General features: G+C 74.7%; 12 protein-coding genes and 1 pseudogene. 3 read left to right on the top strand and 10 right to left on the bottom strand.

From position 1 onward, the window contains the following. Positions 1 to 51: 51 nt before the first annotated feature. Positions 52 to 474: a winged helix-turn-helix transcriptional regulator gene (locus tag D7147_RS10885; RefSeq protein WP_120676306.1), complete on the top strand. Its 423-nt coding sequence runs from the start codon at positions 52 to 54 to the stop codon at positions 472 to 474. Positions 475 to 502: 28 nt separating this feature from the next. On the opposite strand, the gene D7147_RS10880 is transcribed toward D7147_RS10885, so the two are convergent. Continuing rightward, positions 503 to 1,357, bottom strand: a complete 855-nt coding sequence (locus D7147_RS10880) for a DMT family transporter (protein WP_147434561.1) — start codon at positions 1,355 to 1,357, stop codon at positions 503 to 505. Positions 1,358 to 1,687: 330 nt separating this feature from the next. Next, a complete protein-coding gene (locus tag D7147_RS10875; protein WP_120676302.1) occupies positions 1,688 to 2,554 on the bottom strand; it encodes a DMT family protein in 867 nt (288 codons plus the stop codon). A 101-nt stretch (positions 2,555 to 2,655) separates the two neighbouring features. Here D7147_RS10875 and D7147_RS10870 point away from each other — a divergent pair, with 101 nt between their 5' ends. After that, entirely contained in the window at positions 2,656 to 5,466 is a 2,811-nt protein-coding gene (locus D7147_RS10870; protein WP_120676300.1) for a wax ester/triacylglycerol synthase domain-containing protein, read from the top strand. Then, positions 5,457 to 6,206 (top strand): SDR family NAD(P)-dependent oxidoreductase, encoded by a 750-nt coding sequence (locus D7147_RS10865; RefSeq protein WP_120676298.1) that lies wholly within the window; start codon positions 5,457 to 5,459, stop codon positions 6,204 to 6,206. The genes D7147_RS10870 and D7147_RS10865 overlap by 10 nt, the downstream gene beginning before the upstream one ends. Before the next feature lie 70 nt (positions 6,207 to 6,276). On the opposite strand, the gene hpnH is transcribed toward D7147_RS10865, so the two are convergent. The 8 genes and pseudogenes from hpnH to hpnC form a co-directional block, all read right to left on the bottom strand. After that, positions 6,277 to 7,278 (bottom strand): adenosyl-hopene transferase HpnH, encoded by a 1,002-nt coding sequence (gene hpnH / locus D7147_RS10860; RefSeq protein WP_233563099.1) that lies wholly within the window; start codon positions 7,276 to 7,278, stop codon positions 6,277 to 6,279. 2 nt (positions 7,279 to 7,280) lie between these two features. Continuing rightward, positions 7,281 to 8,210, bottom strand: a complete 930-nt coding sequence (locus D7147_RS33035) for a 4-hydroxy-3-methylbut-2-enyl diphosphate reductase (RefSeq protein WP_233563098.1) — start codon at positions 8,208 to 8,210, stop codon at positions 7,281 to 7,283. Between the two features lie 111 nt (positions 8,211 to 8,321). Continuing rightward, positions 8,322 to 8,792 (bottom strand): annotated as a pseudogene (locus D7147_RS33030) (phosphorylase family protein); the annotation flags it as partial. 47 nt (positions 8,793 to 8,839) lie between these two features. Beyond that, positions 8,840 to 10,789: a squalene--hopene cyclase gene (gene shc / locus D7147_RS10850; RefSeq protein ID WP_120676292.1), complete on the bottom strand. Its 1,950-nt coding sequence runs from the start codon at positions 10,787 to 10,789 to the stop codon at positions 8,840 to 8,842. Beyond that, positions 10,789 to 11,796, bottom strand: coding sequence for a polyprenyl synthetase family protein (locus tag D7147_RS10845; protein ID WP_120676290.1), 1,008 nt, complete (start codon positions 11,794 to 11,796; stop codon positions 10,789 to 10,791). Before D7147_RS10845 ends, shc begins: the two co-directional genes overlap by 1 nt. Further along, positions 11,793 to 13,169, bottom strand: coding sequence for a hydroxysqualene dehydroxylase HpnE (hpnE, locus tag D7147_RS10840; protein WP_120676770.1), 1,377 nt, complete (start codon positions 13,167 to 13,169; stop codon positions 11,793 to 11,795). Before hpnE ends, D7147_RS10845 begins: the two co-directional genes overlap by 4 nt. After that, the gene (hpnD, locus tag D7147_RS10835) at positions 13,166 to 14,038 is read right to left on the bottom strand and encodes a presqualene diphosphate synthase HpnD (protein ID WP_120676288.1); all 873 of its coding nucleotides are present in this window, start codon (positions 14,036 to 14,038) and stop codon (positions 13,166 to 13,168) included. The genes hpnE and hpnD overlap by 4 nt, the downstream gene beginning before the upstream one ends. Continuing rightward, the gene (gene hpnC, locus D7147_RS10830; protein WP_120676286.1) at positions 14,035 to 14,892 is read right to left on the bottom strand and encodes a squalene synthase HpnC; all 858 of its coding nucleotides are present in this window, start codon (positions 14,890 to 14,892) and stop codon (positions 14,035 to 14,037) included. Before hpnC ends, hpnD begins: the two co-directional genes overlap by 4 nt. Positions 14,893 to 14,896: the final 4 nt, after the last annotated feature.

Raw genomic sequence — 14,896 nt, 5'->3', positions numbered from 1 at the left:
CGACCGGTACTGCCGTTTCCGTAAGTACCCACCTTCGAGTAAGGTACTGACATGGACGTAAGTGGTGGTTTCGTGCTGGACGAGGAAGTGACCCTGCGTGGGTGCGTTTCGTCGTCGCCGGATGTGAACCGGGTCGGCTGCCCCTCCCGCCCGGTGCTCGAGCACGTCACCAGCCGATGGGGTGTGCTGGTCCTGGCTTCGCTGCGCGAACGGTCCTACCGGTTCAGCGAGCTGCGCCGCCGGGTGGGCGGGGTGAGCGAGAAGATGCTCGCGCAGACGCTCCAGACCCTCCAGCGCGACGGCTTCGTGCACCGCGACGCCCAACCGGTCATCCCACCCCGGGTCGACTACTCGCTGACTCCGATGGGGCGGGAGGTCGCCGACCAGGTGTGGACGCTGACCCGGTGGGTGGAGGGTCGGCTCGGCGACGTCTTCGCGGCCCGCGCGGCCTACGACGCCGATCGGGCGGCCTGACGCGCCGCGCCCCGGCCACACCGGCGGGCTAACCCCCCTTCACGTGCGGTGCGCGTCGGGCCAGCATGACGACCGCCAGGATCACCACGACGAGCGCGAGCGCCTGCCCCAGGGCCGCCTGCACGCCGCCCCGGATCGACTCGTCCAGCCAGATCAACCCGACGAGGATCGCCACCAGCGGGTCGGTGACGGTGATCGCGGCCAGCGCCGGCGCGCCCAGCGGACCGGCCTGGTAGGCGTTCTGGCTGAGCAGCACCCCGAACGGCCCGAGCACGGCGACGGCGTACGCCTGCCACTGCGTGAACACCTGTAGCGGGCTCTCCTGCAGGTGGAAGGCGAGGCTGCTGACGAGGCCGGCGGTGACGCCGTAACAGATGCCCGCCGCGATCGCCAGGGGCATCGGTCGCCAGCGTCGCTCGAGCCGCACCGCGGCCAGCAGGCAGAGCCCGATCGAGACCACGACGGCCACCCCGAGCAGCAGCGCTGACCAGAACGAGTCCAGCCCGCGCCCCTGGCCCCGGCCGGGCTCGGCGATCACCAGGAAGGCCGCGAGCCCGAACAGGCAGAGGGTGGACTCCAGCAGGATCGTCCGGTCGGGGCGGTCGTGTTGGAACGCCGCGAAGAGCAGGACGTACCAGACGAGCCCGGTGACCAGCAGCGGCTGCACCAGGATCAGCGGGATCAGGCTGAGGGCGGCCACCTGGAGGGCGAACGCCAGCACCGCGAGCACCACCGACCAGCGCCAGCTGGGCAGCCGGACCAGATGGACCAGGAGGGTGGGGCGTCCGGCCGGCTCCTCCGGAACCTGCCGTCCGGCGCGGAACTGCAGCACGCCCGAGGCGCCGAAGGCCGCGGCGGCGGCCAGTGCGATGGGCACGCCCACCAGCATCTCCGTCGTAGCGTTCACCGCACGCCAACCGGGCCGGTCACATGTGCCTCCCCCAGGGCGGTCCTCCGCTTCCCGTCACCACCGTCGAAGGCCGGATCTCTCCGGGCGGCGCCTCGACCCGGTGGGACTCGGAGCGCCGACGGTGGCCCGGCGCGGGTTCCCGGGGCGGTCGGAGATAAACGGCTGCGGCCTCCGCCCGGGTGGCCACCCCGGCAGTGCTCGGTAATCGCCCTAAGAGTACGCAAATGGCGATTAAGCTGATGATTGTTCCGAAGGGGCGCCATCGCGCCCCTCCGTCGCGTACCGCTGGGAGCATCCGACATGTCAGCGACCGGGCGTCTCGCTCCGCTCCGGCCCGCAGTCGTCCGGCTCGATCTGCGGCTGGGCGTGGCGGGCCAGCGCGACCGCGCCGGCGACCGCGAGCACGAAACCCAGGATCGCCACCGGCGTGAAGCCGGGCCGGACCCGATCGCCGAGCAGCAGCCAGCCGGTCACCGCCGGCGCCACCGTCTGCCCGACGACGGACGACGCCGAGGCGACCGTCACCGAGCCACGTTGCAGCGCGGTCGCGTAGAGCAGCACACCGGTCAGACCGGCGAGCACCACGGCGTACGACGCGGGATTGCCGACCACGTCGCCGACGCTCTCGACCTTCGCGAGCAGGCGCGCACCGAGCGCCGCCGACCCGAAGGAGAGCCCGGCCAACAGGCCGGGCACCGCGGGACCGCACATCTTCGGGCTGCCCAGGTACGCCACGCCCCCCAGCACGATCACCAGGGCGAGCAGCCACCAGCCGGCCGCGCCGGGCACCGTGCCCGGCGGCCCCGCCTTCGCGGAGAGCACGAGCAGCACCAGCCCGGCGATCACACCGAGGATCGCCAGCCAGTCCCGCACCGTCAGGTGCAGACGCAGCACGAGCATGGCGATGATCGCCACCATGCCGAGGTTGGCGGCCCCCACCGCCTGCACCGCGAAGACCGGCAGGATCCGCAGGGCGGTGAAGGTCAGCAGGGAGGACGCCCCGTCCAGCACCAGACCCGCCGCGTACGGGCCGTTGCGCACCAACCGGAACAGCAGTCGCGGGTCGACGTGCGCGGTGGCGGCCAGCCGGCGGGCCCCGACCGACTGCACGATCGCAGCCGTGGCACTGCACAACGCGGCGATGATCGCCAGCAGGAAGCCCAGAGCCATGTCACGATCCCGGTCTCGACGGCGCCGGACGGGGCCGGCGAAGGTACCTGCGCATACCCGTCTTCGCGCAGGTATCGCACGCCGAGCGCGGCGGGTGCGGCGTGAGTGCCGCGGGCGGCCCGGCCGCCCGGCGCGTCCTCGTCGTCTCGGCCGACATCGGCGGCGGGCACGACGCCACCGGGCGAGCGCTGGAGGAGCGGATCCAGGCGATCTGGCCGGGCAGCCGGGTCAGCTGGGTGGACACCCTCGACGTCATGGGCGCCGGCGTGGGTCGCAGCTTCCGGCGCATCTACGTGACGAATGTGGGCGTGACGCCCTGGTTGTACGAGTTCTTCTGGGCCTCGCTGTGGCGTTTCCACTGGTTCGCCGGCACCGCCAAGTGGTTCACCGGTTCGTGGGCCGGGCGCCGGCTCGCCCCGGTCGTCGACGCCTTCGATCCGGACCTGATCGTCTCCACGTACCCGCTGGGCAGCGCCGGACTGGCGTGGCTGCGTCGCCACCGCGGGCTCGGCGTCCCGATCGGCGCGTGGATCTCCGACTTCGCGCCCCACCCCTTCTGGGTCTACCCCGAGCTCGACCTGAACCTGGTGGTGCATCGGGCGGCGGTGCCGTTCGCCGCGGTCTCCGCGTCGGGCACCACGTTGGGGGTCTGCGCGCCACCGGTGCTCGACTCGTTCCGCCCTGGCGACCGGGTGGAGGCCGCCCGCCGCTGCGACCTCGACCCGGACCGGGCCGCGGTCGTGGTCGCCTGCGGGTCGTACGGCTTCGGCGCGGTCGAGGAGGCCATCCAGGCGCTGGTCGGCGTCGGTGATCCGATCCAGGTGGTCGCCGTCTGCGGACGCAACGAGCGGCTCGCCGCCCGGCTCGAGGCGTTGAACGTCCCGGCGGGTCGGCTGGTGGTGCGGCGCTGGGTCGACGACATGCCGACGCTGTTGCAGGCCGCCCGGCTGCTGGTGACCAACGCCGGCGGGGCCACCGCGCTCGAGGCGCTGGCCACCGGAACCCCGATCGTGATGTACCGGCCGATCGCCGCGCACGGGGCCGCGAACGCGGCGCTGATGGCGGCCGCCGGGCTCGCGGAGACCGCGCACACCCCGCAGACGCTCGTCGCCGGGGTCCGCACCCGGCTCCGCCAGCCGCCGCGCCCGATCGAGGTCCCACCCGACGGTCGGCTGCCGGACCTCGGCCTGCCGGCGGTCGCCGAGTCACCGGGCCCGGTACGCGTCCCCGCCGCGGCTCTCGACGGGGAGTTCGCCCTCGTCTCCGGGGCCGACGAAGGAGGTTCCCCGGGCGCCGGCTCCGCGCCGGCCGGCGGCACGGGCGACCCCGGCGCCGCGCGGGACACGCGCCCGACCGGGCCGGACGGGGACGCCCCGCAGGTCCACCACGGCCAGCCGGCGACCGCACGCCGGCCGAGTTGGCCCCTGCGCCCGCAGGACGCCTTCTTCCTGCACGTCCAGACCGCCAGCGAGGCCCAACAGATCGGGACGGTGCTGGAGCTGGGGCCCCGCGCCGAAGGGCAACCCGTCACCCGGGAGCAGTTGACCGCGCTGGTGGCCCGGCGGCTGCCGGCGATCCCGACCCTGCGTCGCCGACCGGTGGAGCGGGGCCGATGGCGCCGTCCCGGCTGGGTGATCGACCGTCTCGTCGACCCGGCCGCGCACCTGGACGAGGTACACGTGGCGGCCGGCGACGACGGGCAGGCGGCCGTGGACCGCTTCTGGTCCGAGCCGCTACCCACCGACCGGCCACCCTGGCGGATGCTGCTGGTCAGCGGCCTGCCGGACGGACACACGCGACTCGCCGTCAAGCTGCACCACTGCCTCGGCGACGGCATCTCCGTGATCGCCGTGGTGCGGCGGCTGCTGGACACCGTGGAGGCGCCACCGAGCCGCTTCCGCCGCAACGCGCCGCCCGCCGCACCCCGGGTCGCCGCCGCGAGGCAGGCCCCGGTCGGGTTCGACCAGGCGCGGGAGGCGGCCCGCCGCCTCGGCCGGACCGCACGCGGCCTGGCCCGGCTCGCCACCCGGGGGGCCGCGCCGCGCACCCCGCTCAACCGTCGGATCGACTCGCCGCGACGGCGCCTCATCAACCTGAGCCTGCCCGCCGCCGACGTGCTGCGGGCCGCCCGCGCCTGCGGCGCCCATCCGAGCGAACTGATGCTGGCGCTCGCCGCCGGTGCGCTCGGGGCGGCGCACCCGGCCCCGGTGCCGGCACGGCTGCGGGTGATGTTCGCCGTCTCCCGCGACGCGCGGCGGCGCGCGCCCACCCAGGGCAACTGGACCGGGGCGGTCGGCCTCGACCTCCCGTTGGGCCCGATGCCGGCGCCGCAGCGGGTCGCCGCGGTACGCCGGACCCTGCGCGCCGCGCTGAACAGCGGCGAAGCGGAGGCCGCGGGCATGGTGATGCGGATGATGGGCGCGCTGCCCGCACCGGTGCACGCGGCCCTGGCCCGGCGCTTCTACACCAGCCGTCGCCTCAACGTGGTCGTCTCCTACATGCCGACCTCCTTCCCGCTGAAGGTGATGGCCGAGGCCCCGGTACGAGCCGCGGCTCCCGTCGTCGCGCTCGCCGAGGACGTGCACATCGGCATCGCCGTGCTGCGCAGCGGCGCGAGCTTCGAGGTCGGGGTGATCCTCAACGCCGCCTTCGTCGAGGTCGGCGACGCCACCGTCGCGGCCCTGCGGCGCGGCCTCGCCGAGCTGCTCGCCGACGCGGATGCCGGTACGACCGGCGGCGCCCGGGCCGGTGACGGCGCGGCGGCTCACGAGGTCCCCGTCGGGGGCTCCGGGGCGGAGCGGGGCTGGCGCGAGACGATCCGAAGCGACGAGGCGAGCGGCCCGGCGACGGGTGGCCGGGTCGACCGGACGGTGTCGGGAGCCGGCCCACCCGGAGTGCCACGATGCGCCTGAACGGCGCGGTGGTGCTGGTGACCGGCGCGTCGTCGGGGATCGGGTCGGCGGTGGTGCGTCAGCTCACCCAGGCCGGAAGTCACGTCGTCGCGGCCGGTCGTGACCCCGAGCGGCTGGACCGGCTCGCCGCGGAGACCGGCGCCACTCCCCTCGTGGCCGACCTGAGTCGCCCGAACGCCGGTCGGGAGCTGGCCGAGCGGGCCCTGGCCCGGTTCACCCGGGTGGATGTTCTGGTCAACAACGCCGGCGTCGGCTGGGCGGGGCCCTTCAACGGAATGGCCGACTCGCTCGCCGACGAGCTGCTCGCGGTGAACCTGCGGGCGCCGATGGAGCTGACCCGGGCGTTGCTGCCCGGCATGTGCCACCGCGGCGGACACCTGGTCTTCGTCGGCTCGATCGCCGGTCGGCTCGGGGTGAACGGGGAGGCCGTCTACGCGGCCACCAAGGCCGGGCTGGACGCCTTCGCGGCCAGCCTGCGGATGGAGCTCGCCTGTCGCCGGGTCGCGGTGAGCACGGTGGTCCCCGGGGTCGTGGACACCCCGTTCTTCGTACGCCGGGGACAGCCGTACCGGCGACGCCGGCCCCGCCCGCTGCCGCCGGACCGGGTCGCCGCCGCCCTCACCGAGGCGATCGCCAAGGACCGGGCCGAGGTCTACGTGCCGGGCTGGCTTCGCCTGCCGGTCGCGATCCGCGGACTGTTGCCGGCGCTGTACCGCCGGCTCGCGACCCGCTTCGGCTGAACGGTCCCGCCGGCGCCGCCGCGAGCAGGGGCGGGTGGTCCCCGCCGTGCCCGTCGCGGCGAGCGCCGGCTCAGGTGGTCGACTTGACCGCCCGGATCGACTCCTTCAGCGACGACATGGTGGCCAGCACGGCTGTCGGCTCGTATCCGCAGTGCGCCATGCAGTTCGCGCAGCGCGAGTCGCGGCCCCGGCCGTAGCTGTCCCAGTCGGTCGTCTCCAGCAGCTCCTGGTAGCTCTCGGCGTACCCGTCGGAGAGCAGGTAGCAGGGCCGTTGCCAGCCCAGCAGCGAGTACGACGGGATCGCCCACGCCGTGCACGGGAAGTCCACCTTCCCCTCCAGGAAGTCCAGGAAGAGTGGCGAGTGGTTGAGTCGCCAACGGGCGCGACGACCAGCGGCGAAGGCCTTGCGGAACAGCTCCCGGGTCTCCGTGACCCCGAGGAAGTGCTCCTGGTCGGGCGCCTTCTCGTACGCGTACGCCGGGGCGAGCATCATCTCGTCGACCTTCAGGTCGTCGTTGAGGTAGTCGAGCACCTCGATGACGGTCTGCGGCGTGTCGGTGTTGAAGATGGTGGTGTTCGTGGTGACCCGGAAGCCACGACGTTTGGCGTCGCGGACCGCCTCCACCGCGACGTCGAAGACACCGTCCTTGCACACCGCCGCGTCGTGCCGTTCGCGCAGCCCGTCGATGTGCACGGTGAACGCGAAGTAGGGCGACGGCGTGAACTTCTCGATCTTCTTGGGCAGCAGCATCGCGTTGGTGCAGAGGAAGACGAACTTCTTCCGGCGCACCAGCTCGGCGACCAGCTTGTCGATCTCCGGGTGCATGAGCGGCTCCCCGCCGGCGATGGAGATCATCGGCGCGCCGCACTCCTCCACCGCGGCGAGCGCCTGCTCCACCGGCATCCGGCGCTTGAGCAGGCTCGCCGGCTGTTGGATCTTGCCGCAGCCCGCGCACTTCAGGTTGCAGGCGAACAGCGGCTCCAGTTCCAACAGCAACGGGAACCGCTCGCGCCGGCGAATCTTCTGTTCGGCCAGGTATCGCGCGATACGCAGGCTCTGACGCAACGGCATACTCACGGCTGGCGTACCTCCTTCGGCAGGGTGAAAACCACGTCCTCCACGGCTGCGGTGTGTTCGCTCACCTCCCTCGCCCCGAGTGCGGTGAGCGCGGCGACGACCTCGTCGACCAGTCCGGGCGGCGCCGACGCGCCGGCCGTGACGCCGACGGTCCGCGCGCCGGCGAGCCAGCGCAGGTCGACGTCGCTCACGTCGTCCACCAGGTGGGCCCGAGCGCCGGCGCGTTCGGCGACCTCCACCAGGCGGCGGGAGTTCGAGGAGTTCGTCGAGCCGACCACGAGCACCAGGTCGGCCCGGGCCGCCACGGCGGTGATGGCCTGTTGCCGGTTCGTGGTGGCGTAGCAGATGTCGTCGGAGCCCGGACCGACGAGCGCCGGGAAACGCCGCCGCAGCGCGTCGATGATGCCCGCCGCCTCGTCCACCGCGAGGGTGGTCTGCACCAGGTAGGACACCCGCTGCGGATCGTCTACCTGCACCGTCTCGGCCGCGGCCGGATCCGGCACCAGCCGGATCCGGTCGGGCGCCTCCCCCAGCGTGCCGTCGGTCTCCTCGTGGCCGTCGTGCCCGATCAGCAGCACCGTGTCACCCCGTCCGGCGAACCGGCGCGCCTCGGCGTGCACCTTGGTCACCAGCGGACACGTCGCGTCGATCACCGGCAGCCGCCGGTCGGCGGCCTCCTGCCGTACGGCGGGTGCCACGCCGTGCGCGGAGAAGACGGTGAGCGCCCCGTCGGGCACCTCGTCGAGCTCCTCGACGAAGATCGCCCCCTGGGCACGCAGGTCGGCCACCACCCGGGCGTTGTGCACGATCTGCTTGCGGACGTAGACGGGTGGGCCGTGCCGGCGCAGCGCCTGCTCCACCACCGCGATCGCGCGCTCCACCCCGGCGCAGAACGACCGGGGCGAGGCCAGCAGCAGCTCGTGCATGCTGCCGGCGGCCACGGCCCACTCGGTGAGGCCGGTGGCCACCACGGGCAGCACCCGCAGCGCGGCACGGACCCGACGCAGCACCGCCGGGCGGTAGAGCGAACCGGCCGCCGTGTCGGCGACCACCCGCACGCAGGCCGTCGGGCGGCCCGTGCAGCCGGCCAGCAGCCACGCCGACTCGAGATCGGCCACGAGCGCGCCGGTCGCGGCCAGCCGCTCCCGGACGGCCCCGTCGACCAGCCGGTCGGTGCTGACCACCGGACCGACGTGCACCCGCAGCCCGTGCCGGCGCAGCGCGGCGGCGAGCAGGTCGGCGTCGGGCATCCGCACCTCCCCCGCCGGGGCGTCGACGGCCAGCGGGTCGGCGCGTACCACGTCGGCCACCACCACGTCGCCGGTGGCGAGGTCCGGGGAGAGCGCCCCACCGATCCCGGCGACCGCGACGGGGGCCGTCCCGGCCGGACGGCGGGCCGCGACGGACCGGGCGCGACGCGGCCCGATGCCGGTGCGGCGGAGCGTGAGCCGGTCCAGCGGGTCGCGGTCACCCAGCCCACGCCGCAGCGCCGACAGCTCCGGTCGCATGGGCGCGTAGAGCGTCCACGTGGGAGCGTCCGGGACGCTGGGGCGGATCACCGGGTCACCGTGGCCTCGAGGTCGCCGGCCCCGGTGTCCAGGATCCGGCCGAGCGCGCTGATCGGGAAGACCAGCCGGTACAGCCCGTAGTTGATGTAGAAGTCGCCGGGGAAGCCGGTGCCGGTGAAGTGCGGCTCGTCCCAGCCCCCGTCGGGTCGCTGCGTCTGCACCAGCCAGCGCACCGCGCGCAGCGCCGGCTCGCCGGTGCCGTGGCCGGCGGCGTGCAACGCCAGCAGCGCCCAGGCGGTCTGCGACGCGGTGGACTCGCCCCGACCGACCCAGGACGGGTCCCGGTAGGAGCGCAGGTCCTCGCCCCAGCCGCCGTCGGCGCCCTGGTGCGCCAGCAGCCAGTCCACCGCTCGCCGGATCGCCGGGTGCCGGCGCGGCACCCCGGCGGCCACCAGGGCGGGCACCACCGCGCCGGTGCCGTACACGTGGTTGGCGCCCCACCGCCCGAACCAGGACCCGTCCGGCTCCTGGGCGCGCAGCAGCCAGTGCACGCCGCGGCGCACCGGCAGGGTGCCGGCGTAGTTCTCGGCGACGAGCGCCTCGACGACGTGCGCGGTCACGTCCGCGCTGGGCGGGTCGGTGACCTCACCGAAGTCGCAGAACGGCAGGTCGGCGAGGAGCTTGCGGGTGTTGTCCGCGTCGAAGGCGGCCCAGCCGCCGTCGCGGCACTGCATGCCGAGCATCCATCGGGTCGCGCGCAGCACAGCGGGCTCGACCGGCACGCCGGTACGCCGCAGCGCCATGATCACTTCGGCGGTGTCGTCGGTGTCGGCGTACCCGTCGTTGTGGAACTCGAAGGCCCACCCGCCGGGCGGGGTGTTCGGCCGGCGTACCGCCCAGTCGCCGCGTACCCGGATCTCCTCGTCCAGCATCCACCGGCCGGCCCGCTCCAGCGCGGGATGCCCGGCGGGCAGGCCGGCGTCGGCCAGCGCCGTGACGGCGAGCGCGGTGTCCCACACCGGCGACTGGCAGGCCTCCAGCCAGCGCACCGGCCCGTCCGGGGTGCGGGTGCGGATCGTGAACCGCTCCAGACCCTCCAGTCCGGCGCGCAGCACCGGGTGGTCCAGCGGGTAGCCGAGCAGGTTCAACGCCATCAGCGAGTAGACCCAGGGCGGTTGGATGCCGCCCCACGAGCCGTCGGCCTCCTGCCGCGCCACGATCCACTCGGCGGCCCGGCGCAGGGCGTGCCGGCGCACCGGCCCGCGGGCGATCCGCTCGTAGGAGCCGGCGAGACGGTCCAGCCGGTGCAGCAGTCCGGGGCGGGTGCCGAGTCGGGGCGGTCGCGGGGGCGGGGCCGAGGTACGCAGCTCGTCCACGCCGAAGCCGAGCGAGCGCACCGGGCGCAGGGCCCGGACGATGGAGAGCGGAACGATCGTCTGCCGCGCCCAGCAGGCGAAGTCGTAGACGTTGAACGGCATCCAGGACGGCAGCAGCACCAGCTCCGGTGGGACGGCCGGCAGCCGCGACCACGGCCAGTGACCGAACATGGCGAGCCAGAAGCGGGTGAAGACGCGGCTGGCCGCCAGCCCGCCGTGGGCCCGGACGAACGCGGCGGCCGCCGTCATGTGCCCCGCCTCCACCGTGTCCCCCGCGAGGCGCAGCGCCACGTACGCCTCGATCGTCGTGGAGAGGTCACCCGGGCCGCCGTGGAAGGTCGCCCAGGAGCCGTCGGGGAGCTGCTGGGAACGGATCCAGCGCGCCGTCTCGTCGGTCTGCTCCGCGGTACGGATGCCGAGGAACTGCCGCAGCATCAGATCCTCGGCGTCCATGGTGACGTTGGTGGCGAGGTCGCCCTTCCACCAGCCCTCGTCGTCCTGGAGTCCGAGCAGGTGCTCCCGGGCGCGGCGCAGCGCCTCCCGGGCACCGTCGAGCGGGTCGGGGCCGGCGGGTGGCGCCGGGTCGACGGTGGCGGTCTTCGCGGAGAGCAGCTCGGTCATCAGTGGTCCCGTCCGGTGATGAAGTCGGCCACCTCGGTCAGCTCGGCCCGTACGTCCTCGGGCAGCGACAGGGCGTCGAGTTCGGCGCGGGCCGCCTCGGTCTCCTGCCAGGCCCGCTGCTGGGTCCACTCGCGGGCGCCGGTCGCCTCGACCAGCTCCGTGGCCCGGGCGACGTCCGCGTCGGTGAGCGCCGCCGGCGAGCGGTACAGGTCGGCGAGGGCCAGCGCGGCGGGGTCGCCGCCGGAGAGCGCCCGGACGACCGGGACGCTGCGCTTGCGGGCGCGCAGGTCCGAGCCGACCGGCTTGCCGGTGCGGCGCGGGTCGCCCCAGATGCCGAGCACGTCGTCCACGAGCTGGAAGGCGAGACCGAGGTGGAAACCGAACCGGGACAGCCCGTCGACCAGTCCGGGCGGGCCGCCGCAGAGCAGCGCCCCGAGCGCGCACGACCCGGCCAGCAGGGAGGCGGTCTTGTCGCCGACCATGGTCAGGCACTCGTCGAGGGTGACGTCGTCGCGCCGTTCGAAGCTGAGGTCGGCCATCTGTCCGGCGATCAGCGCGCGGACGTCCCGGGCGAGCCGCCGCGCGGCGGGCTCACCTCCGGCCACCTCGATCAGCGCCTCGTAGGCCAGCCCGATGAGCGCGTCCCCGGCGAGGATCGCCGGGCCGACGCCGAAGACCGTCCAGGCGGTGGGCCGGTGGCGGCGTTCGGTGTCGCCGTCCATCACGTCGTCGTGCAGCAGCGAGAAGTTGTGCGCGAGCTCGACCGCCGCGGCCGCCGGCACACCCGCCTCCGGGGTGGCCCCCGCGGCCCGCGCCGACACCAGCGCCAGCGCCGGACGCAGGCCCTTGCCCTGGCTGGCCGCCGGCGACCCGTCGGCGTCCCAGTAACCGAGCTGGTAGCCGGCGACCAGCCGGCTGCCCGGGTCCAGACGGTCCAGCAGCGCCCGGATCGCCGGCTCCACGTACGTCTGGATCTGGTCGGTGCTGCGGCTGCGTACAACGGTCATCGTGCGGCCTCCGTATGGTGTCGGGGCCGGGACGCGAGCTGTCGGGCGAGGATGTCGGCGGCCGTCTCGCCGCTGCGCACCGCGCCCTCCATCGTGTCCGGCCATCCGGTGTCGGTCCATGCGCCCGCCAGTACCAGTCCGGGCAGGCGGGTGTCCGCCGCGGGCCGGTACGCGCGGGTGCCGGGAGTCTGCCGGAAGGTGGCTCGCGGTTCCCGGGTGACGAACGCGTCGCGTACCGGGGTGCGCCGCGCGGCGGGGAGGAGTTCGGCGAGCGCCTCGCGTTGGGCGGCCACCAGCTCGGCGGAGGGGCGGTCGATCTCGGCGTCGGCGGCCGAGAGTGAGACCACGAGGTGCTGCTCGTCGCCGGCGTCCGGGCTCGACCGGTCGAAGATCCACTGTGCCGGCGACTCCACTGCGGCGGCCATGGTCAGCCGGGTCACCCGGTGCGCGTAGCGCAGGTGCACGTTGACGATGGGCGCGGCACCGAGACGGTTCCACTCGGCGGCGGCCGGGGCGGCGGCCGGTGGGACCAACGCGGCGGCGATGTGGTGCGGCACGGCGAGCACGACGCCGTCGGCGGCGAGCTCACCGCCGTCCACGCCGAGCCGGAACCCGGCCGGCTCCGGGTGGATCCACCGCACCCGGGAACGTAGGCGTACCCGGGCGCCGAGCCCGTCCAGGACCCGCCGGGCGGCGACGGAGTGCAGCTCGGTCAGGGGAACCAGGGGGCGGCCGATGTCACCGGCGTCGGCGGTCTCCAGCAGGCCGGTGCGGAAGACCCGGGCGGCGAGCGCCAGCGACGCCTGCGTGCTGGGCAGGTTGAGGGCGGCCACGGTGATCAGGTCCCAGAGCCGGCGCACCAGCCGTGGTGTCTGGCCGTGGGCGGCGAGCCAGTCACCGAAGCTGTGCCGGTCGGTGCCCGGCGAGTCCGGATCGACGTGGCGCAGCGCGGCGCAGGCCCGTACGGCGGCGAGCCGTTCGGCGGGGCTGAGCAGCCGGTAGCCGGCCAGGGCGGGCAGCAGGTGCGCGGGCGCGGGCAGGTTGCGCCGGGACAGCACGTGCGGCGCGTGTCCCGGCAGCAGCACCGGCACCTCGAACCGGCGCTGCAGCTGGGTGCCGGCGGTGGTGCCGAGCCGTTCCAGCAGATCCCGGTAGGCGTGGTAGCAGCGCAGGAAGACATGCTGGCCGGTATCGACGGTCAGCCCCTCGCGGCGGAACGAGTAGGTGGCACCGCCGAGTTCGGCGCGGCTCTCCAGCAGGGTCACCGGCAGGCCGAGGTCGGCGAGGCGGATCGCCGCGGTGATTCCGGCCAGCCCACCGCCGACGACGCACACCCCGCCGCTCTCCGGCGGCGTCCCGAGCTGCCCGGTCATCCGGTGCGCCCGACGAGTGCGCGCGCGGCCACCCACGCCTTCTCCCGACCGGGCAGCGACACCCGGGTACGGGTGACCGCGAGCGGGTCGGCGGCGATCCGGGCGAGCAGGCGACGGTAGATGCCGGCCATGGCCGCGGTGCAGGCGGCGCTGCGCCGGTCGAGCAGCGGCAGGAGCCGCAGCCCGTCGTCGTACCAGCGGGCGGCGCGGGCCGCCTCGAAGCGGACCAGCTCCGCCAGTCGCTCCGGCGGGTCGGTGAACCCGGTGCCGCCCAGCTCCAGCGTGCAGCCGAACCGGCGCAGGTCCTCGGCAGGCAGGTAGATCCGCCCGTGGGCGCGGTCCTCCACCAGGTCGCGCAGGATGTTGGTCAGCTGCAGGGCGACGCCGAGCGCGTCGGCCAGTCGGGCCGCCGGCTCCGGCTGGGCGGCGCCGAAGACGCCGAGCGACAGCCGGCCGATCGAGCCGGCCACGCAGCGGCAGTACCAGACCAGACCGTCGAAGGTGTCGTACCGGCGGCCGACGACGTCCGCCACGCATCCGTCGATCAGCTCGTCGAAGGCGGCGAGGGGGATCGGCATGCGGGTCGCGGCGTGCCCGAGCGCGGTGAGCACCGGGTCTCCGCCGCGGTCGGTGGGGAGCCGGCGCAGCGCGGCGCGGGTCTCCGCCAGCTGGTAGAGCTTCTCGTCCCGGGGCAGGTCACCGTCGCCGAGGTCGTCGATGCGCCGGGCGGCGGCGTAGATGGCGGAGAGCGCCCGGCGCTTCACCGGGGGCAGCAGCCGGATGCCGTACGCGAAGTTGGCCGCCTGGCTGCGGGTGATCTCCTCGCAGCGACGGTAGGCGTCCTCGACGGCGCTGGTCGTCGCGGTCATCCGGCGCTCCGTACGGTGGCGGCCAGCCAGCGGCGCAGCACCCGCCGCCGGTCCGGGCGGACCGCGTCGCGCAGCGGGTCGTGGTCGGCCGCCGCGAGCGCGTCGAGGGTGGCCCGGCCGCCGGCCAGGTACCCGCCGACGGCGAGGCGGGCCCAGCCGTGCAGCGCGGACACGAGTGGGGCGCCGGCGTCGAGCCAGGCGCGGGCCCGCTCCGCCTCGAAGGCGATCAGCTCGCGGAGCGGCCGGGTCGCGGCCGGACGGCTGAGGTCCTCCTCGGTCACACCGAAGCGCTCCATGTCCTCCCCCGGCAGGTACACGCGGCCGCGCCGGTGGTCCTCGGCGACGTCCTGAAGGTGCTCGACGATCTGCAGGGCGGTGCAGACCCGGTCGGAGAGTTCGCGTTGCGCCCGCCCGGCCTGCCCGAACACGTGCAGCACCAGCTCCCCCACCGGGTTCGCGGAGAGCGTGCAGTACTCGACGAGCTGCGCGAAGGTGGCGTACCGGGTGACCCGCTGGTCGACCCGGTTCGCCTCGATGAGCCGGATCAACACGTCGACGGGCAGCCGGCATCCGGTGATGGTGGGCGCGAGGGCGCGTACCACCGGGTGGTGCACCGCCCGGCCGGTGTCCAGGGCGCGCAGCTCGGCCTCGATCCGGTCCAGTTCGGTGGTCGGGTCCACCCCCGGCGCCTGCGGCTCGTCGCCGAGGTCGTCGACGTGGCGGGCGTACCCGTAGACGGCCAGCAGGTGGCGGCGGTACCGGTCCGGCAGCACCCGCAGCGCGACCGGGAAGTTCTCCTCCGCCCGGGCCTGGGCGAGCCGGTGCACGGCGGGCACGACGACCTGCTGGCTCATCCCT

Origin of the sequence: Micromonospora musae, assembly GCF_003626545.1 — a bacterium.
Taxonomy (GTDB): Bacteria; Actinomycetota; Actinomycetes; order Mycobacteriales; family Micromonosporaceae; genus Micromonospora; species Micromonospora musae.
The sequence above is the reverse complement of the archived record's forward strand: the minus strand, read 5'-3'. Positions and strand labels throughout refer to the sequence as shown.